General features: G+C 26.7%; 22 protein-coding genes and 1 other RNA gene. 20 read left to right on the forward strand and 3 right to left on the reverse strand.

The annotated features are described in order from the left end of the window. The 9 genes from I4V51_RS15670 to I4V51_RS15710 form a co-directional block, all read left to right on the forward strand. The coding region (locus I4V51_RS15670) for a tyrosine-type recombinase/integrase (RefSeq protein WP_207746000.1) at nucleotides 1-759 on the forward strand (759 nt) is incomplete at its 5' end. Nucleotides 760-816: 57 nt separating this feature from the next. Then, complete coding sequence (locus I4V51_RS15675; protein ID WP_195989377.1) at nucleotides 817-1242, forward strand: phage holin family protein; 426 nt, start codon at nucleotides 817-819, stop codon at nucleotides 1240-1242. 51 nt (nucleotides 1243-1293) lie between these two features. Continuing rightward, entirely contained in the window at nucleotides 1294-2214 is a 921-nt protein-coding gene (locus I4V51_RS15680) for an N-acetylmuramoyl-L-alanine amidase (protein ID WP_195989378.1), read from the forward strand. Between the two features lie 89 nt (nucleotides 2215-2303). Beyond that, nucleotides 2304-2702, forward strand: coding sequence for an HNH endonuclease signature motif containing protein (locus I4V51_RS15685; protein ID WP_195989379.1), 399 nt, complete (start codon nucleotides 2304-2306; stop codon nucleotides 2700-2702). 67 nt (nucleotides 2703-2769) lie between these two features. Continuing rightward, a complete protein-coding gene (locus I4V51_RS15690; protein ID WP_195989380.1) occupies nucleotides 2770-2967 on the forward strand; it encodes a helix-turn-helix domain-containing protein in 198 nt (65 codons plus the stop codon). A 143-nt stretch (nucleotides 2968-3110) separates the two neighbouring features. After that, a complete protein-coding gene (locus I4V51_RS15695) occupies nucleotides 3111-4052 on the forward strand; it encodes a hypothetical protein (protein WP_195989381.1) in 942 nt (313 codons plus the stop codon). Between the two features lie 449 nt (nucleotides 4053-4501). Beyond that, complete coding sequence (locus I4V51_RS15700) at nucleotides 4502-5284, forward strand: hypothetical protein (RefSeq protein ID WP_195989382.1); 783 nt, start codon at nucleotides 4502-4504, stop codon at nucleotides 5282-5284. Then, nucleotides 5281-5523 carry a hypothetical protein gene (locus I4V51_RS15705; RefSeq protein ID WP_195989383.1) on the forward strand — a complete coding sequence of 81 codons (243 nt, stop codon included), beginning with the start codon at nucleotides 5281-5283 and terminating at the stop codon, nucleotides 5521-5523. Before I4V51_RS15700 ends, I4V51_RS15705 begins: the two co-directional genes overlap by 4 nt. A 10-nt stretch (nucleotides 5524-5533) precedes the next feature. Further along, a complete protein-coding gene (locus I4V51_RS15710; RefSeq protein WP_195989384.1) occupies nucleotides 5534-5788 on the forward strand; it encodes a hypothetical protein in 255 nt (84 codons plus the stop codon). 87 nt (nucleotides 5789-5875) lie between these two features. On the opposite strand, the gene rnpB is transcribed toward I4V51_RS15710, so the two are convergent. Further along, nucleotides 5876-6241: RNase P RNA component class A (gene rnpB / locus I4V51_RS15715), an RNA gene on the reverse strand. Nucleotides 6242-6287: 46 nt separating this feature from the next. Further along, the gene (locus tag I4V51_RS15720; protein WP_195989385.1) at nucleotides 6288-6512 is read right to left on the reverse strand and encodes a hypothetical protein; all 225 of its coding nucleotides are present in this window, start codon (nucleotides 6510-6512) and stop codon (nucleotides 6288-6290) included. Nucleotides 6513-6742: 230 nt separating this feature from the next. Here I4V51_RS15720 and I4V51_RS15725 point away from each other — a divergent pair, with 230 nt between their 5' ends. Further along, nucleotides 6743-7402, forward strand: coding sequence for a VTT domain-containing protein (locus I4V51_RS15725; protein ID WP_195989386.1), 660 nt, complete (start codon nucleotides 6743-6745; stop codon nucleotides 7400-7402). Between the two features lie 52 nt (nucleotides 7403-7454). Here the strand turns inward: I4V51_RS15725 and I4V51_RS15730 are convergent, their stop codons facing one another. Then, nucleotides 7455-9005 carry a ClC family H(+)/Cl(-) exchange transporter gene (locus I4V51_RS15730; RefSeq protein ID WP_195989387.1) on the reverse strand — a complete coding sequence of 517 codons (1551 nt, stop codon included), beginning with the start codon at nucleotides 9003-9005 and terminating at the stop codon, nucleotides 7455-7457. 110 nt (nucleotides 9006-9115) lie between these two features. On the opposite strand from I4V51_RS15730, the gene I4V51_RS15735 reads away from it, so the two are divergent. The 10 genes from I4V51_RS15735 (at nucleotide 9116) to I4V51_RS15780 (ending at nucleotide 19644) form a co-directional block, all read left to right on the forward strand. Next, nucleotides 9116-10006 (forward strand): potassium channel family protein, encoded by an 891-nt coding sequence (locus I4V51_RS15735; RefSeq protein WP_195989388.1) that lies wholly within the window; start codon nucleotides 9116-9118, stop codon nucleotides 10004-10006. A 35-nt stretch (nucleotides 10007-10041) separates the two neighbouring features. Beyond that, entirely contained in the window at nucleotides 10042-12051 is a 2010-nt protein-coding gene (locus I4V51_RS15740; protein ID WP_195989389.1) for a molybdopterin-dependent oxidoreductase, read from the forward strand. Between the two features lie 177 nt (nucleotides 12052-12228). Continuing rightward, a complete protein-coding gene (locus I4V51_RS15745; RefSeq protein ID WP_195989390.1) occupies nucleotides 12229-12999 on the forward strand; it encodes a DUF2087 domain-containing protein in 771 nt (256 codons plus the stop codon). Between the two features lie 12 nt (nucleotides 13000-13011). Next, nucleotides 13012-13902 (forward strand): GNAT family N-acetyltransferase, encoded by an 891-nt coding sequence (locus I4V51_RS15750; protein ID WP_195989391.1) that lies wholly within the window; start codon nucleotides 13012-13014, stop codon nucleotides 13900-13902. Nucleotides 13903-14029: 127 nt separating this feature from the next. Next, entirely contained in the window at nucleotides 14030-14515 is a 486-nt protein-coding gene (gene tpx, locus I4V51_RS15755; RefSeq protein WP_195989392.1) for a thiol peroxidase, read from the forward strand. A 25-nt stretch (nucleotides 14516-14540) separates the two neighbouring features. Next, nucleotides 14541-14873 (forward strand): hypothetical protein, encoded by a 333-nt coding sequence (locus I4V51_RS15760; protein ID WP_195989393.1) that lies wholly within the window; start codon nucleotides 14541-14543, stop codon nucleotides 14871-14873. Between the two features lie 263 nt (nucleotides 14874-15136). Next, a complete protein-coding gene (gene ugpC / locus I4V51_RS15765) occupies nucleotides 15137-16246 on the forward strand; it encodes a sn-glycerol-3-phosphate ABC transporter ATP-binding protein UgpC (protein WP_195989394.1) in 1110 nt (369 codons plus the stop codon). 25 nt (nucleotides 16247-16271) lie between these two features. Then, a complete protein-coding gene (locus I4V51_RS21535; RefSeq protein ID WP_195989395.1) occupies nucleotides 16272-17222 on the forward strand; it encodes a helix-turn-helix domain-containing protein in 951 nt (316 codons plus the stop codon). A 210-nt stretch (nucleotides 17223-17432) separates the two neighbouring features. Then, nucleotides 17433-18392, forward strand: coding sequence for a helix-turn-helix domain-containing protein (locus tag I4V51_RS21540; protein WP_195989396.1), 960 nt, complete (start codon nucleotides 17433-17435; stop codon nucleotides 18390-18392). Between the two features lie 235 nt (nucleotides 18393-18627). Beyond that, nucleotides 18628-19644: a LacI family DNA-binding transcriptional regulator gene (locus tag I4V51_RS15780; protein ID WP_195989397.1), complete on the forward strand. Its 1017-nt coding sequence runs from the start codon at nucleotides 18628-18630 to the stop codon at nucleotides 19642-19644. Nucleotides 19645-19679: the final 35 nt, after the last annotated feature.

Here is a 19679-nt window from a genome sequence, read left to right on the forward strand (position 1 = left end):
GTATTAAGAAGATTTGAAAATTTTTTAAAGAAGCCTGTTGCTACTATATCTAAAAATGATATTAGGTTTTTCTTAGCTAATTGTTATTCAAATCATAAAGCTAGCACGGTAAATTCAGTTATATTTTGCTTAAAAGGTTTTTTTCAGTGGTTGTCAGATGAAGAGTTTATATCTAAGAATCCAGCAAGACTTATAAAGGCATCTAAAATACCTAAGAGGTTAAGACATTCTTTAACGTTAAAAGAATTAGAACAACTTAGATTAGCATGTAATAGTAAACGTGAAAGAGCGTTATTGGAGTTTTTATTTGCAACTGGATGTAGAATTTCAGAAGTTGTTAATACTAATATATCTGATTTAGATTTTAATAATAATAGCTTAAAAGTGATTGGGAAAGGTGATAAACAGAGAGTAGTTTACTATAATGATAAAACTAAATTATATATAGAAAATTACTTAAAAACTAGGAAAGATAACAATCCTGCTTTATTTATATCAGAAAAATTTCCGTTCAACAGAATGGGAACTCGTGGTTTAGAATGTGTTATATCCAAAATTGGTGTCCGTGCTAAATTTACAAAAGATATTTATCCTCATTTAATAAGGCATACAATGGCTACACTAGGATTGAGAGCTGGAGCGGATATATCAACTATTCAGCATTTGCTAGGACATACTTCTCCAGCTACAACTGAAACCTATGCAGAACAAAGTGATATCAATTTAAAACATGAATACAATCAACATTTTATTCAATAAGAGCTTACTATGTAGGCTCTTTTTTTATACAAAAAAATAAAAGGAAGGTGTTAAACTATGGAAAATTTATCAAACTATTTTAAAATGCTTGTTGCAGCTTTAGGTACTGGAGCAACTTGGTTGTTTGGAAGTTGGGATACTGCTCTAGTAGTGTTAATAGTATTTATGTCATTGGATTATGCAACTGGATTATTAAGAGCATGGATAAACAAAGAAGTGTCTAGTGATATAGGGCTTAAGGGAATTGCTAGGAAAGGCGTTATTTTCGTAGTACTTATAGTAGCAGTATTGTTAGATAGGTTGTTAAATACTGGTGCATGGGTGTTTAGAACTTTAATTTGTTATTTTTACATAGCAAATGAAGGGATAAGCCTTTTAGAAAATTGTGCTGGATTAGGATTACCTATACCAGATAGGCTTAAAGATGCATTAGTGCAGCTAAAGGATGGCGAAAAGAAAGAGTTAAGTAAAGATCAGGAGTAGATCCTGTTCTTTTAATTTATAAAAATATTTTAAAGAAAGAAGGAATGTAAAATGAAAATAGCAGGTAGAGGTGGACACACAGAATTGTGTACAGGAGCAAGTGCATTAATTGATGAATTAACAGAAGATAGAAAAGTTACAGCTGCAGTATTAAAGTATTTAAGAGAATTAGGAAATGAGGTGTTAGATGTAACACCACCAGTAAATTATACTTCAAGTTTATCAGCAGATTTAGCTTATGGAGTTAATAAAGCGAATGAGTGGGGAGCTGATTTATTTGTTAGCTTTCATTTTAATAAAGCTTATAGTTCTTATAATGGAGCATTAGGAAGTGAAGTGTGTGTATATTCTACACATGAGATAGCACGAAGAGTTGTTGATGCATTAGGAGATTTAGGATTTAAAAATAGAGGACAAAAAATAAGAACAGGACTTTATGAGTTAAAACATACAAATATGAAATCAATGATAGTTGAAACTTGTTTTGTTGAAGCAACTGAAGATGTTACATTGTATAAAAAGCTAGGTGTAGATTTAATTGGTAAAAAGATAGCTGAAGCTATTGCAAATAAAAAGGTGCCGATTCAACAGCAAACTACACAACAACGTAAAGTTGAATATGAAGCACACATACAAAATATAGGATGGCAAGGCACTAAATATGATGGACAAACTGCTGGGACTGTAGGAGAATCTAAGAGATTAGAAGCATTAAGAATTAACTGCCCAGGAATAAAATTTAAAGGTCATGTTCAAAACATTGGATGGACAAGCGAAAGAGTATCTGGTGAAATTATAGGAACTGCTGGTGAAGATTTAAGACTTGAAGCAGTACAAATATTAAAAGATGGAATTAAATATAGAGTGCATATACAAAACAAAGGATGGACAGAATGGAAGAATAGCGGAGAGATTGCAGGAACAGTTGGAGAAAGTTTAAGAATCGAAGCAATAGAAATTAAATTAGTGTAATTATTAAAGGCTAGGGGATAAACCCTCTAGCCTTTATTTTTTTTTGAATAAAATTATAGAATTTATAAATACTAAATATGGGTGATATTATGAATTATTGGTGGATAATAGTACCGAGTATAGTTTTATTAACAATTTATAAGAATATTAAAAAGAATAATTCAAAAAAGAATAATAAATTTGAATTTAAGAATGAGTTAAAAAATAAAGAAAAAGGTACAATAAATAATGATATTAAAATAGAATTTAAAAATAATGAGGAAGAAAATAAATCAGGTAAGGAATGGTATAAAGAATACTTAAAAACAGATCATTGGTTAAACTTAAGAGAAGAGGCATTAAAAAGAGCAGGGAAGAGATGTCAAGTATGTGGATATAGAAAAAATCTACAAGTACATCATAATACATATAAGAATATAGGGCATGAAGATATAGAAGACTTAGTAGTTCTATGTTGGAAGTGTCATAAAACTTTTCATCATAAATAGAAGGGTTAAATATTATTTTATAGAATATAATTTAATATAGGATATTATATTTTATGGGGTAGGGTATATGGTAAAGAACAAATTAAAAGAGATAAGAATGAAAAAGTACATGATGGAGCCTAAAGAGTTTGCAGAGAAGATAGGTGTTTCTTTAAGGAGCTATTATCAATATGAAGATGGGTGTAGTAGACCTAAACTTGAAGTAGCGTTAGAGATAGCTAGAAAATTAAATATGAGAATAGATGATATATGGTACCTAGAGTAATGTCTAGGTATTTTTTTTGTGAATAAAAAGAAAAATATTTATAAAAAATGAAAATAATTAGGAAAGTTTTTAAATAATTTGCATACATATAAAGCATAAGACATTTCAAATAAGTCAATTCTTAAAACCAGGGAGGTAGTGCAATGCTACTTATAGATTATGCTTTAATATTAGGAACAGGACTTGCGATGTACCATGGATTAAATTATTTAAATAACAATAATATAAATAAAAAATGGAATAAGCTTCAGGAGAAGATACAAATTAATAATTATAAAATTACAAATGTAGAAAGAATGGAATACGGACTAAAAATAAGTATAGAGTTACCAATTGGAGGAACATTTACGAAACTAGAAGAAAATATTGAAGCTATAGAAAAAACTTATAAATGTAGATGTATATTAAAGAATATACCTTTTAGTAATGTAGTTGAAGTTGAATTAGTTACAAAAGAAATAAAAGAATTAAAACAACCATTAATGTTATTAAATCATTACCAGATTTTATTAGGGTATGATTTTAAAGGAGATCCTATAATTGCAGATATGGATGATACACCACATTTAGGTGTTGTTGGTACAAGTAAAATGGGGAAAAGCGTAGCTTTGGAAATGGGCCTAAAAATGATAAACAATAAAATTGATATAGCTTTATTAAATACATTTACAGATAAGGATTTTAAATCTTTAGATGCCAAAAGAGTTAATGATCTTGAAGAAATTAAAGAGTATTTAGAGGAACAATTAAACAATAAAGCTTGGAGGGAAAAGCCACTTTATATACTTATAGATGAATACAATGTTTTAAGTAAATCTATAAAGAAAATTGATGATGTTATCCAAGGATTATTATCGCAAGCTAGACACTTTAATGTATTTATAATATGTATTATGCAGTTAGGGAATAAAGAGGATTGTAAATTTAAAAATCTTTTTAATTGCAGATTAGCATTCAAGACAATTGAGAAGCAAACAATAAGTGCTTTTTTGGGATGTCCAGTTCCAGATACTAATATGCAAAGGCAAGAATTTTATTTATATCATACAGAATTAATAAGAGGTAGAAGTTATGATAAGGAATAAAAACTATAATTTAATAGTAGTTGAATAAATAGTACAAATTAATATTTTTACTTGGGGCAGAAGGAGTAAAAATGTTTTGGATATATTTAATAGTTTGTTTAGTTTTAACAGTGATAGCGAAGCGATTAACACGTAAGAATTACAATGAAATTGAAGAGACAAAAAAATATCTTGATAATTGTGAAAAAGTAAGTATAAAAGTTGAACAAATTGAGAAACGTAATATTAGGGCAATCCATAAGTTATGGATTATGAACCAAAAGAATAAATTGACTGAATGTAGACGGAAATAATAAGCATCAACAATTTTGACGTCAGTCAAAATAATGCAATGTTGTTGATGTGAAGTTATTGTAGTCGGAATGAAGGCAATAGGCTTTTAGAGAATAAGCAATAAATTAGCGGAGCAACTTGATAGTAGGGGAATAATTGGTACGGAGAGAGGGATAATGGGGTTTTATAATTTAAAAATAATAAATAGTGGTAACAAAAGAGTAGAAGTTTATTATTCTAAGGATTATAAGATTAGAACTGGTGAAGTTAAAAAGAAAAGTGGACAAGTCAGAAAAGAGAAAAGTGAAGAGCAAGTTAAATATGAGAAAAAGAAAAACAAGCTTACTAATTTAAATAATAGCAGGAATAAGATAAATAGACTTATAGCAAGTAATCCAGAACTAGATAAGTTTATAACGTTAACTTATTCAGAATCAGTAAGTATGGAGGAGAGTAAGAAGCATTTAGCGTATTTCTTTACTAAACTTAGGAGAAAACAGAACAGATTAAAATATATTTGGGTTCTTGAATTCCAGGGCAATGGTAATATACATTATCACATATTAACTAATTTTAAAATTAATATAGATACAAATAAGTATAAAAAAAGTGAAAAACATAAAAATGTAGAAAGAGAGTTTGCAGCAGAGTTTTGGAAATATGGATTTGTTGATATAAGGGATCTTAAAGCTGAAGGAAATACAAATGTAGCTAAATATCTAACTGCGTATATTACAAAAGAGATGTTTGATAAAGAAATGGATGGTAAAAGAGTATTTGGATATAGTAAGTCGACTATGGACAAGCCGATAATTACTAAAGTATTAGAAGAATTAGACCAACAGGGCTTGCTTGAATTATTTAAAGATTATGATGTTACCTTTACTAATAGTTATGATATAGGATTAATTGGTGATAAAATGAATTATTTTGATTTAAATAAAAAGGAGGATATATGAAATATTACGAATTTAACAATGAGTTTGAATATTATTCTTTAATTGGAGCTTATACAGTTACAGAGGCTAAGAAGTTTTATATTGAAAATATATGTGATATAGAGAATGATAATGATCCAGTAGAAGTAAGTGAAGATTATATGATTGATAAAGTTAGCAAAGTAGTTGGGCATGTATCATATGATCAAATAATAGATAATTCTTATGGAATTTTGTTATCTGATGGTAGTTTAATATAGGAGGGATATTATGAAATTAAATAATGTGAATGTATTATGTTCAAAAATAGAATTAAAGCAAAATAAAGAAGGAAAAGCATATTTATTGATAGATTTATTAGATATATCAAGTGGAGATTCGTTTAATTTAATGAGTAAAAATATAGAGCTTATGAAGAAGTTAAAGGCTATGAATAAATATAATGTAACATTAAATCTTACAAGTAGTAGATATGGATTAAAATTAGATTTAGAAGATGTTGGAGATGATTTAGGAGGAATTTAAATTAAAATAGAAAATAGTATAGTTCATTTACAAGGGAAGAATAAGGGAAAGTCATTAGACAACCCTGTCTAAACCCTCATAAATACTAATGCGAGATGATCCGTAAGCGGAGTTCTGTATTAAGCAATCATCTATCTAGGCTTACTGTTGCCAGCAAGCTCAAGCGACACACCACATGGCGGGACGGGCAATCCCATAATGCCATTACTCGGTCTTGCTCCAGGTGGGGTTTACATAGCCATGATGTCACCACCATGCTGGTGAGCTCTTACCTCGCCTTTCCACCCTTACCAGTCACAAAAGTGAATTCAGTTTAAATAACTTCTGGCGGTATATCTCTGTTGCACTATCCTTCAAGTCGCCTTGACTGGCCGTTAACCAGCACCCTGCCCTATGGAGCTCCGACTTTCCTCTCCTAGCTAAAAAGCTAGCAGCGATTGCATGTATCACTCGCAGAATTTATAATAACACATATTATTAAATATTACAAATAGTTTTTTTATACAAAAGTTAAAATAAAAAACAACATTATAATTATTATCCAACTATATATGCCTATTCCAGAAAATAATAATGTTATTCCAATAAGTATTAATATACAAATACGAGCACGAGGATTTGGACAGTTTGGTTGCTTTGGTTTTGCAGAAGGAGATTTAATAGCACATATTATATCATTAACAGTTTCCCTAAACACTTTTCCCCAATCAGTTTTTTTTGACATTATTTCAACTCCAGAAATTGTTTGTTATTATACTATATGCATTAGTATTAAAATACAGTAATAAAATTTTGGAGTAGGTAGATATTAAATATGTAAAAGAGTGAAATTACCATTAAATATATAATAAATAATGTTTAAGAATTAATAAATTGTTAATATTATAATAGCTACAATAAATTGAATTTTAGTTTATAATTTATTAATAAAGAAATTTAGGAGTGATATAACTAATGAAATTTAAAAAATTAATTTATATATTTAGTGCTTGTATCCTAACTATCTTATTAATCATTGGAGTATCTACTATTGGAAAAGAAATAAATATAGATTTTAGTTTAGAAGCATTAAGAGGGTGGATTGAAGGAAATCCATTATCAGAAGTTTTTTTTATAGTTTTATGGAGTATTAGACTTATAGCATTTATTCCAGGTGTAACTTTAATGCTTTTAGGAGGATTAATTTTTGAGCCTAATAAGGCGTTTATGCTATCTTTACTAGGAATTGTTATTAGTGATGCTATTGTATTTGCTATAGCAAGAGTAAAAATATTAAGTGGTTTGAGAAAAAGAATAGAAAATAAATATCCAGAAGTCATAAGTCTTTTAGAGGCATATAATTATAAGATTCTAGGAATAGGGGTTTTATGTCCAGTTGCACCAACAGATGCAATAGTATTCTTATCATCTTATATGGGAATTAGTTTTTTGAAATTTCTTCTAGTGTTTATTGGAGCTAATTTACCAGCATTATTTTTATATAGCTATTTAGGGCAAAGTTTTGATGGATCAATATTTAACACAATAATGATAGTTGTAACATTAACAATAACAGGAATATTTTCAGTTAAGCTATGGAATGAGTTGAAAGGTAAATTAGTTCATGAAAATTAAGGCATAAAAAGTGGCAAATTAATTACCGTAAAATTAATTTGCCATTTAATATTTATTCAATAGTAGTTAATGAGTCCATTAATTCTCTAACTTTCCATTCATCCTTTAAATCAGTCATTGTTAGAAGGGTATCCCCAGCGCGAATAATAGTATTACCTTTTGGTACTATAGAATCCTCACCACGTTTTATGGAAACAATAAGTGTATTTTCAGGTAAATTAAGAGAACTTATACTAGTCTTTTCTATTTTTGAACCAAAATGAACTACATTTGTAATAATTAATTTTTTGTTGCTATGACTATGATAATCATTAATATTATTTTTAAGTAAAAGTCCTTCAAGTAATGAATCATATATAGGAGCACTTTTTAATAAGTCTGCAACTATATATGCAATTATAGATACTATTGTTAATGATAGTAAATGAGTAAATGAACCAGTCATTTCTGTAATAAGTATTATACCAGTAATAGGTGCTCTAACTATTGCTGTAAAGTATCCTGCCATAGATAGTATTATAAAATTATTAAAAAGAGCAGGGCTGATTCCAAGATAGTTTATAGCTATATATCCAAATACAGCTCCGAATGTTCCTCCTATAATAAGAAGTGGGAAGAATATTCCACCAGGTGCACCAGAACCAAAGCTTATTATTGAAAATAAAAATTTAGCAACTAATATTAATAATAAAAGTCCTAATGTAGACGTTAGGTTAAGTTCTTCAATAACAGCATGACCACCACATAAAACTACAGGAAATAATAAACCTAATATACCAGCAAGCGAAAATGGAATCATTAGTTTAATTGAAGTAGAGCATTTTATTTTTGCATAAATGTCTTGTGCTTTTAATGTAAGCCAATTATAAAAAGCACCAAAAGCTCCAAGTAAAATACCCAATAGTAACAACAGCCAATAATCATATAGTGGTATAGGGATAGTATCAGCAAAATTAAACACAGGGTCTAGACCAAAAAATTGCTTAGAAATAAAATCAGCAGCTACAGCAGACGTTATAGTTGCTAATAGAACTAATGGAGAAAAATATTTATATATTTCTTCAAGTGAAAATAATACTCCAGATAATGGAGCGTTAAAGGCTGCAGCAAGACCTGCAGTAGCACCACTGCTTATAAGTAATCTTCTTTCTAATCTAGTACTATTAAATTTTTTACTTACTATGTCACCTGTACATGCGCCAAGTTGAACAGATGGACCTTCCCTTCCTAATGATAGACCGGATATGATAGATAATGTACCACCTATAAATTTATTAATAATTATAGAAATTGGTCTATTTTTTAAATATCCACCCATAACACCTTTAACATGTGGTATACCACTACCACCAATATAAGGTTCTCTATCAATAAGTTTACCAACTATAAAGGCTAAAACTATTAAAACTATGAACCATAAAGGTATAAGATATTTATGGGTTTTTATAAAGTTATAAATAAGGAATGCAAAATCTTCAGCATATGATAAGGCAAAACGGTATAGAACAACTATAAATGAAGTTATTATACCAACTAAAAGTCCTTTCAAAACTAATTTTACATTTCTTTCTTCTGCATGCGTAATTACATCGAAGTTTTTCATTTTATTATCACCTCAAAATATAGTATAACTTTTTTATAATATATAGGAAAGTATATAAATAGTATAATTTTTTTATAATACATAGGAAAGTATATGAAAAGGAGAAAAAGATGGGAAAAATATTTATAATTATTTCAACAGTACTATTATTAATTATTATAGGAACAAGAAATGCTAAAAATAACAGAAGACTTTTTACTTCACTTAAGAGATTAATAAAAGAAATAAATAGTGTTTATAAAGATTTATTTAAAGATATGTCTATACTTAAAAGAATAACTCAAGGTGGATTAATAATAGGGGCGGAAATATTTATAGCGATAGCAGTTTCTACAGCTGTTATAAAGCATATAGATACATATACAAATTTTATTATAGATTTAATAATAAAATTAATTATAATTTTTGTAAGTTTAGTAATTATACATTTTTGTATGGGATATATACTTCTTGCAACTGTTAAAATTCATAAATTTATATATGGGGTAGAAAATAAAAATGTCAAGGTAGATTTACTTTTAAGTTATTTTATTATAAGTACATATTTCACTGTGTTATTAGTTTTCCCACATCAATTTAAAGAATCATATAGAATTGGGCTTTTAGGAGTTGCTATATGTTATTTATTAAATATTAGAGTATTAGTAATGCTAATGACTAATCCACATAATATAAAGAGTAAAAATCAAGAAGGCGCTAGCTTTAGTAGAATTATAATAGCAGCTATACTTATTGTAGTTTTAATAGTACTTAACTTATATTTAGCGGTTTGTTTTGTTAGCGGAAGTGATAAAGAGGCATTTACTAACTCTCCTAGTTATTTTGATTTATTTTATTATACTATAATAACATTTACTACTGTTGGATATGGAGATATAGTTCCAATAACTATAGAAGCAAAATTTGTAAGTATTTTAATATCACTTACAAATATAATATGTATAACTGTATTTTTAAGTACGATTTTATCATATAGAGATAAGGTTGAAGATGATATATAATTTAATTATTATAAAGATATAAAGGAGGATAAAAAGTGCAAGAATTAAGTCATGGATGCACGTTAGATTGTGCTGATTGTTGTAAGTTTAAGATATATGTAGATAAAAATGAAATTATAAAAATAGAAGGAGATAAAGAACATCCATATACTAAAGGTTTTATATGTAAGAAGGGATTAGCTCATATAAATAGAGCAAAGCATGAAAGAAGAATATATAAGCCGTTACTTAAAGTTAATGGAGAATGGAAGGAGATTGAATTTAATAAAGCTATAGATATTATGGCGAAAAAATTAAATGAGTATAAAAACGAATTTGGAAGTAAATCAATTTTATATTATGAGCAATATGGAAATGGAGCTTTGTTAAAAAGCATAGCAGAAAAATTCTTTAACTTTTTTGGTGGAGTTAGTTTACCAAAGGGAGGGCCTTGTTGGAGTGCTGGAATTGCAGCACAAAAGTTAGACTTTGGTGATTCTAGAAGTCACTCGTTAGACGATATGATTAACAGTAAAAACATATTTGTATGGGGAAAGAATCCAGCAAATACTACTATACATACTATGCAAAGTATTAGAAAAGCTAAAGCTAATGGAAGTAAAGTTATAGTAATAGATCCAATTGAAACATCTACTGCAAAATTAGCAGATAAATATGTTAGGATAAAACCTAATGGAGATTTAGCCCTAGCATTAGCAATGGGAAAAATAATAATTGAAAATAATTTACATGATGAAGAATATATAAGTTTATATGTTAATGGATTTGAAGCTTATAAAAAATATTTATTATCATTAAATATTGAAGAATTATCCTATGAATGTGGTATAAATATAAGTGAAATTACTGAAATTACAAATATGTATTGTGAAAAGTATTCTACTGTTTTACTAGGGTTTGGAATTCAAAAGTACAAAAATGGTGGGAAAGTTATTAGAACAATAGATGCTTTAGGAGCTATAACAGGCCAGATAGGCTTTAGTGGAGGTGGAATAAATTATGCTAACAAAGTATATCCTAATATATTAAATAGTGATCCTTATAATAGTGAAAGATTTGTTTCAAACAGATATTTTTATGTTAGTGAAATTAGTGAATTTATAGAAAAATGCTGTTTGGGAAGTACATACTATAAAAATGATATTTTTGTAACGTGTAAAGATGAGGATAATTGTTATGAATTAAATATACCTATAAAAATGGCTGTAATAACTAAAAGCAATTTAATAAATCAGCTTCCTAATATAAGCAAATTAAAAGAAGTATTATCGCAAGTGGATTTTAAGGTGTGTTTTGATATGTTTATGACTGACACAGCTAAAGAATGTGATTTATTTATACCAGTAACAAGCCAGCTTGAAAGTGAAGATTTATTATTTAGTTCTATGATGAACCCATATTTAATTTATAATGAAAAAGCAATAGAACCAAGAGAAGAGGTAATGGATGAATATTATTTCTTTATGGAGTTAGCTAAAAAATTAGAAATAAAAGATTATCCATATGTAATAAAGAGAGAATATTTAGAGAAAGTGATAAGTCCTTTAAAAAGTAATAATAGTGATATAAACTTAGAGTATTTAAAAAATAATTATTTTACACTTCATGAGGATATTGCTTGGAAAGATAAAAAATTTGCAAATGAAAGTGGGAAATTTGAGATTATAAGATTTGATGATAGTGATAAAAAAATATATGTTGATAAAAAAGAGGATAAATTAAGATTGTTAACTAATCATGGTAGAGATAGTTTATCAAGTCAGCATTTTATGGATGAAGAGGGCATTGCTATAGCTTATATTAACGAAGGAAGTGCAAAGATATTTAATATAGATAATGAAGAAATAGTATGCTTAAAATCTGATAATGGACAAGTTGATGTTAAAATAAGATTAGATAATTCTATTGGTAATAACATAGTAATGATGTTTGTTGGATGGTGGGAAAGACATGGAAATCCTAATTTCTTAACTAGTAGTGGTATATCCGATATTGGGGGACAAATTACTTATAATGAAACCTTTGTAGAAATAATAAAAAAGTAATAATTAAATTTATGAAAAAATCAGCAATTTGAAGTGCTGATTTTTATTTTATATAAAAATTAATAGACAAAAACAAATAAAAGCACTAAATTAGCAAACTTAAATAAAAAATATCTATAATATAGTAGACAAAAATAAAAAATATCCATATAATTATATTAAAAGGAGTGAGAAAAAATGAGTAAAGATAATAAAACTGAGTTATGGGATTCAAGTATTGAAGAAATACAAAAAGCATATATAGAGAAAGAAGAATATTATAAATGTTTAATTTGTAATGAAGTTTATACAAAGGGAAGAATTTATGAAGATGATTCATATTTATACGATGCTAAAAAGGCTACGGAGATTCATATAAATAAAAATCATAAGTCTATGCTAGAATATTTATTAAATATGAATACAGCTTATATAGGTATTACAGAAGTGCAAAGAGAATTAATAATATTGATTTCACAAGGATTAACTGATAAAGAAATAGCTACTAAACTAGGTGTAGCTACATCAACAGTAAGAAATCACAGATATAAATTAAGAGAAAAAGAAAAGCAGGCAAAATTATTTTTAGCAATGATGAATTTATTATCTTCTAATACAAATAAGAATATATGTAAAATGGATAATGAAGAAATATGTGATGCCCATGCAGGAGCAACAACATTAGATGATAGATTTAATATTACCGATAAGGAAAAAATACAAACAATTAAAAGTTATATGACAGAAGAAGGAGCACTTAAAAACTTTCCAGCAAAGGAGAAGAAAAAGATTATTATTTTAGAAGAAATAATGCAAAATTTTTCAAAAGGAAAGATTTATTCAGAAAAAGAAATAAATAGAATTTTAAAACGAATATATGAAGATAATGCTACTATAAGAAGATATCTAATTGAATATGGTTTTTTAGATAGATCAAATGATTGTAGCAAGTATTGGGTAAAAGAATAAAGGATGTTAAAAATGACAAATAGTATTGAAAATAAAATATATTTTAAAAAATATATAGAAATGAATAGTATGGAAAAAGGATTAGCATTACATTTTATTAATTTAAAAAATAAAGATATTGATTCTATTAACAAGCTTGATGAGATATCATGTGGGAAAATATATGATAATGGAAATGGTGTAATATTTGCATTTAATAGTAAAGAGGTAATAGGTAAGATATCTATAGTTTTGGAATGTATAAAACCATTAGGTACTTCCTTTATTCATAATATAGAAATTAAAGATGAATTAGAAGATAGAGATGACTTTTTAATTTTGTTAATTAAAGAAGGAAAAGAGCTTGCAGATAGTTATGGAGCTAAAAGTGTTAAGTTAGGAATAAGGAATAATACTATATTAAATACTTTGAAAAAAATTAATTTATATAGAGATTATTCTGCAATAAAAATGAAGTTAAATGATAAATCAATTAAAGAAGATGTTTTAGTTTTAGAAGAATTAACAGTAGAAAATTCACAAAAGTATCTTCAAGTTTTTAATGATTCATTTAGTGATATGCCTCATGGAACATGGTTAGATAATGAAGGGCTTAATAGATATATAAATAGTAAAGAAGAAAATAACTATTATTTTATGGTAAAAAATGATGATAGTATAATAGGATTTATGAATTGTGAAATAGAAATTAATGAAGGTATGTTTGATATAGGGCTATGTAAAAGATATAGAGGAAAAGGCTTAGGAAAAAAACTTTTAGAGACTGCTATACAATTCTTAAATAATAAAAATGTAAATAATATAGCATTAATAGTAATAGAAAAAAATAAAATTGCATATGAAATGTATAAAAAGAGAGGCTTTATTAAAGAAAATACCATAAGTGAATGGATAGAACTATAAATATAATAAAATCCAAAGATGTAATAAATATATCTTTGGATTTTATTTTTTTAATAATTAAAATTTATATACTTGGGGAAATATATTAATGTACAATCCATAAATAATTTTAAAGGAGGTGTGGTGGATGCAAGTAAAATTTAAAGGAGCTCCAGTTACACTTGTAGGTGAAAGAATTAAGGTTGGAGATGATGCTCCAGATTTTTTAGTAGTAGATACTAATTTAAATAGTATTAATTTAAATGATACAAAAGGAAAAAGAATTTTTGTAACAGTGCCATCAATAGATACTCCTGTATGTGATAGAGAAGTAAGAAAATTTAATGAAGAAGCAGCTAAACTTAAAGATGTTACAGTATATGTTGTATCTATGGATTTACCATTTGCACAAGTAAGATGGTGTGGTAATGCTGGTATAGAAAGAGTAAAAACTGTTTCAGATTATAAACAAAAAAGTTTTGGTAAAAAATATGGTGTATTAATAGAAGAGTTAGGTTTATTAACTAGAGCGATCTTTGTAGTAGATGAAAATAATAAAATTAAATATGTAGAATATTGTGAAGAAGTTTCAAGTGAACCTGATTATGAAAGTGCTTTAAATATTGTAAAATAACTTTTATTATAAGGAGAGAGTAAATATGAGCATAAAAGAAACAATAAATGAAATGAAAATACATCATGAAGAAAGAAAAGAAGAAAGAGAAGAAAGACGTGAAGAAAAGAAGTTTGCTCATGAGATAAAACATCAAATGAAAGAAGAAGTAAAAGAAGAAAAGAAAATTGATAAAGAACTAGCGCATGAAGTAAAAAAAGAATTAAAAGAAGAGCATAAAGAATATAAAAAAGATGAAAAAGAAGCAGAAAAATTTGCTAAAAATTTAGATAAAGATATAAGAGAGTTTGAAAAAGAAGAAAGAAAAGAAGAAAAAGAATATGCTGAATTATTAAAAAAACAAATGGAAAATGAATAATTAATAATAGATGAGGGTAAAAGCATAAAGTCATAATGATTTTATGCTTTTATATTAATGATTTTGAATGTTATAGAGTAATGATATATAATATTTTTGAAGATATAGCAATAAATTTAGAAGAAATATATATAGATTATATATATTTTAGATAAAATTACAAATAATAGGTTTCATATTTGGAAATATTACATATAGATGAAAACAGTTACAAGGTGTACAATAAATATATCAAGTGAAGTTAATTTATGGGAGGAATAAAAATGGCAAATTTATCATTACAACATATTTATAAGATATATCAAGGAGACGTAACAGCAGTTAAGGATTTTAACTTAGAAATTGAAGATAAAGAATTTATAGTATTCGTTGGACCATCTGGATGTGGTAAATCTACAACATTAAGAATGATAGCTGGTCTTGAAGATATATCAAAAGGAGAATTATATATAGGAGACAAGCTTGTAAATGACGTTGAACCTAAGGAAAGAGATATAGCAATGGTTTTCCAAAACTACGCTTTATATCCACATATGACAGTTTTCGATAATATGGCATTTGCTTTAAAATTAAGAAAAGTTCCAAAGGCTGAAATTGAACAAAAAGTTACAGAAGCAGCAAAAATTCTAGATATCGAACATTTATTAAAGAGAAAACCAAAGGCTTTATCTGGAGGTCAAAGACAAAGAGTTGCTTTAGGAAGAGCTATAGTAAGACATCCAAAAGTATTCTTAATGGACGAGCCTTTATCAAACTTAGATGCTAAATTAAGAGTTCAAATGAGAACTGAAATAATAAAATTATATAGAAAATTACAAACAACATTTATATATGTAACACATGACCAAGTAGAAGCTATGACAATGGGTACTAGAATAGTAGTTATGAAAGATGGAGTTATTCAACAAGTTGATACACCACAAAATATCTACAATTACCCTGCAAATCTTTTCGTTGCTGGATTTATTGGAAGTCCACAAATGAACTTTATAGAAGGAAAAGTTGAAAAAGAAGGAAATGAAGTTGTTGCTATATTTGGTGATAACAAAATAGTATTCCCTAAAGAAAATGCACAAATTTTAGTTAAAGAAGGTTATGTTGGAAAAACTGTAACATTCGGTATTAGACCAGAGCATTTAAGTGATGATGCAGAACTTATTGCATCAAATCCAAATAGTATAGTAAAAGGAAATGTAGAAGTTATAGAGCTTATGGGAGCTGAAAGTTACATCTATACTAGATGTGGAAAAGATCCATTAAATGTAAGAGTTGAAGGAACAACTAATTTAAAGATTGGAGAAGTTGCAAAGCTTCACTTAAGAGCAGAAAAGTTACATGTATTTGATAAAGAAACAGAAATAAGAATTGTATAATAATTAGTTTTCTGGAGGAGATATTGTGAAGTGTATTGAGAAACTGGTAAGTGAAATATATAGTAGTTGTAAAATACCCTTCCAATTAATAATTAATGAAGTAGGAGAATTTTCTACACCAGATTTTGAATTAATACAAAATTATATAGAAAAATATTTTTGTTATAATAACACTGAGTGCTGCATAAAAATTAATGCAGCACTTAGTGCTACAATTGATTTGTTGCAATTTTGTATAGAGGAAAAATTAAAAGGTGTATATTTAAATAGAAATAGTATAATTTCGTTATTATTAACTGGTAAGGAAGTAGATGATGGAGTAATAAAAGCAAGTTGGCCAGTTATTACAAAAGAGTTTAATCTTATAAATATATATGTAAATAATTATAATGATGAATTATTATCATATATTAAACAAGGTTATGTAGAGAGTGAAATTGAAATATTATTATATAAAGGTAATATACTTATGATTGGTAGCTTTGAAGATTTATTAGAACATGTTCAAAGTATAAAAGATACAATTGAAAGTATAGTATCTGGAAAGTGTTACATAAGCTATTGTGAAGTTGATAATTACTTTAATCTAAAAAAATATTATGAAGATACTTCTTATAAGATCGAATTAGCTATTAAATATAATATTATGGAAAGTGTATTTGATGCAAACAGACTTATATTAGAGGGAATAATAGATTCTGTATCAGATAAGGTGAAACAGGATATTTATGATAAATTTAAAAGAGGAATATCAAAATTAGATAATGAAATGATTAGAACTATGGAAGTATTTTTTAAATGTGGACTTAATTTAAGTGAAGCAGCAAAGGAATTATATATCCATAGAAATACATTAATATATAGATTGGACAAGATCCAAAAATATACTAACTATGATATAAGAGAATTTAATGAAGCAGTATTATTAAAAATAATTTTCTTTATTTGGAAGGAAAAAAACGAAAAAAATACTTGAAAATGTTTTCAAAATAGTATATAATAGTAATGGAAACGATACCGACACACTTAAGCAATAGAAGAAATATTTAAATTTCTTCAATTTCTACCAAGGTTTTAGTATAAAATCTTGGTAGAAAAAAATTTTTTTATAAAAGTCGGTAACGATACCGATAAGAATGCTTTTAAATATCTTAAATATAAAAAATGGTCTTTAGGGGGGTATATAGTGAAGTGTATAGAGAGGTTGATAAAAGATGTATATGACAGCTCTAACATACCATTTCAATTAATTATTGATGGAGTAGGAGTATATTCTTCATCTAAATTTAAAATTAAGCAGAGGTATATTAGAAAAAGATCAGACTATCGAGACATTAAATACACTATAATTGTAAGTGAAGAATATAAATTAGTTGTTGATTTATTAAAAAGTTATTTAGAAAATAAATTTGACGAGATAATAATTAAAAAAGATGCTTTAATTATTGCATTATTAGATGAAAAGAAAATAGATGATGAAGTTATAGAAATAGTTTGGCCAGAATTAAATAAGAGTTTCGAATTAATAAGTATTTTTTTAAGTGAGTATTCCAATAGAGTATATGAGTCTATAAAAAAAGAATATTTAAATAGTAAACTTAAAGTAGTTTTATATAATAATAATATAGTTATAATTGGAAAAAATAGAGATGTTTTAGAAGAAGCACAGAATATTAAAGAGAAGATAGATAATTTATATTTAGAAAGATTTTATATAACATATTGTAAGATATCTGATTATAAAGGGTTAAAAAGTGCTTATAATGAAACTTTATATAGGTTAAAATTAGCAAATAAATATAATATTAAAGATATAATATTTGATGATAAAAAACTTATATTAGAAGGATTAATAGATTCTATATCAGAAGAGATTAAGGAAAGAATATCTAATGATGTTAATTCTAAAATATCAAAATTAGATAATGAAATGATAAGAACTATAGAGGTTTTCTTTCAGTGTGGATTAAATTTAAGTGATTCGGCTAAGGAGTTATATATCCATAGAAATACATTAATATATAGATTAGATAAAATTCAAAAAGTAACATCCTATGACATAAGAGAATTTGACAATGCAATGATATTTAAAATAATTTTCTTATATATAGGAAGAAAAAGCAATTTAACGGTTGAAAAAGTTTGATGAATAGGATACAATTGTACTTGGAAACGATACCGAAAAATGAAGTAAAATAAATAGTAGTTTTATGTAGTTTATAGATAGACATAAGTGAATCATTAGTGTAATATTTATTAAGATTAATGAATCACGATAATGTTAATAATGTTTTTTGTGATCCATGTAGTAGTATTTTTATTAACTAGGTAACGATACCAGATGACCATTCAAAATATTTTTTTAAAAGGGAGTTTTATGAATGAATATAAGAGATATTGCAAGGATTTCAGGAGTTGGTGTTAGTACTGTATCACGTGTATTAAATAATCATCCTGATGTGAAAGAAAGTACACGTGAAAATGTTTTGCGTGTAATAAAAGAAAGTAACTATGTACCTAATAATAGTGCAAGAATATTAAAGCAAAATAATACAAAAAATATAGGAGTTTTAGTTAAAGGGGTTTTTAATCCGTTTTTCTCAGAACTTATAAATGTTATTGGAAATAAAATAAACGAACATAAATATACAATGATACTTCAGCAAAATGATTATGTATTAGAGCATGAAGTTGAAAATATTATTTCTTTTGTAAAGGAAAAGAGACTTCAAGGTATAATATGTCTTGGTGGAAACTTTATCGACTTAGATGAAGATAGTTTTAGAAATATTGATGTTCCTGTTATATTAACTTCGGTTAACACAGTATCACCATTAGGTAGAGATAAGTATTCTACTGTTGGAATAGATAATTTACAATCAGCATATAAAGCTACTAATTATTTAATAGAAAAAGGTCATAAAAATATAGCTTTAATGATTGGGGAAGAAAATGACTTTTGTGTTAGTTGGTGGAGATATAAAGGATATATTAAGGCTTTAAAAGAAAATAATATTGAACCAAATGATGATAATTTAATTATCGGTGATTATGATAGTAAAATTGCATATGAAGTAACTATGGAATTTTTAAAAAAGCGCAAGGATATAACTGCTATTTTTGCAATTTCGGATTTTATGGCAATGGGAGTGGCTAAAGCTGTAACAAATAGTGGTCTAACTGTTGGAAAAGATATATCAATAGTTGGGTTTGATGGTATGGATGTAAGTTGTTACTATAATCCAGGTATTACTACTATAAAACAGCCTAAAGAAGAAATGGCAATAAAGAGTGTTGAAATTTTATTTGATCTTTTAAAAGATAAATGTGAAAATCAACATGTTTTATTAGATACAGAGTTAATAGAGAGGGAATCTTGTGCAGAATTAAATAATTAGAAAAGTTTAGTGTATAAAATAATTTATATAATAAA

It is taken from the genome of Clostridium sp. D53t1_180928_C8, assembly GCF_015667795.1.
In the GTDB taxonomy this organism is placed as follows: domain Bacteria; phylum Bacillota; class Clostridia; order Clostridiales; family Clostridiaceae; genus Clostridium.

Bases quoted from the DNA above. Each gene is read 5' to 3' on its own strand.
- I4V51_RS15675 (WP_195989377.1), top strand. From the start codon at position 817: ATGGAAAATTTATCAAACTATTTTAAAATGCTTGTTGCAGCTTTAGGT.
- I4V51_RS15730 (WP_195989387.1), bottom strand. From the start codon at position 9,005: ATGAAAAACTTCGATGTAATTACGCATGCAGAAGAAAGAAATGTAAAA.
- I4V51_RS15695 (WP_195989381.1), top strand. From the start codon at position 3,111: ATGCTACTTATAGATTATGCTTTAATATTAGGAACAGGACTTGCGATG.
- ugpC (WP_195989394.1), top strand. From the start codon at position 15,137: ATGGCAAATTTATCATTACAACATATTTATAAGATATATCAAGGAGAC.
- I4V51_RS15705 (WP_195989383.1), top strand. From the start codon at position 5,281: ATGAAATATTACGAATTTAACAATGAGTTTGAATATTATTCTTTAATT.
- I4V51_RS15720 (WP_195989385.1), bottom strand. From the start codon at position 6,512: ATGTCAAAAAAAACTGATTGGGGAAAAGTGTTTAGGGAAACTGTTAAT.
- I4V51_RS15745 (WP_195989390.1), top strand. From the start codon at position 12,229: ATGAGTAAAGATAATAAAACTGAGTTATGGGATTCAAGTATTGAAGAA.
- I4V51_RS15750 (WP_195989391.1), top strand. From the start codon at position 13,012: ATGACAAATAGTATTGAAAATAAAATATATTTTAAAAAATATATAGAA.
- I4V51_RS15725 (WP_195989386.1), top strand. From the start codon at position 6,743: ATGAAATTTAAAAAATTAATTTATATATTTAGTGCTTGTATCCTAACT.
- I4V51_RS15710 (WP_195989384.1), top strand. From the start codon at position 5,534: ATGAAATTAAATAATGTGAATGTATTATGTTCAAAAATAGAATTAAAG.
- I4V51_RS15735 (WP_195989388.1), top strand. From the start codon at position 9,116: ATGGGAAAAATATTTATAATTATTTCAACAGTACTATTATTAATTATT.
- I4V51_RS15780 (WP_195989397.1), top strand. From the start codon at position 18,628: ATGAATATAAGAGATATTGCAAGGATTTCAGGAGTTGGTGTTAGTACT.
- I4V51_RS15685 (WP_195989379.1), top strand. From the start codon at position 2,304: ATGAATTATTGGTGGATAATAGTACCGAGTATAGTTTTATTAACAATT.
- I4V51_RS15700 (WP_195989382.1), top strand. From the start codon at position 4,502: ATGGGGTTTTATAATTTAAAAATAATAAATAGTGGTAACAAAAGAGTA.
- I4V51_RS15760 (WP_195989393.1), top strand. From the start codon at position 14,541: ATGAGCATAAAAGAAACAATAAATGAAATGAAAATACATCATGAAGAA.
- I4V51_RS15680 (WP_195989378.1), top strand. From the start codon at position 1,294: ATGAAAATAGCAGGTAGAGGTGGACACACAGAATTGTGTACAGGAGCA.
- I4V51_RS15690 (WP_195989380.1), top strand. From the start codon at position 2,770: ATGGTAAAGAACAAATTAAAAGAGATAAGAATGAAAAAGTACATGATG.
- tpx (WP_195989392.1), top strand. From the start codon at position 14,030: ATGCAAGTAAAATTTAAAGGAGCTCCAGTTACACTTGTAGGTGAAAGA.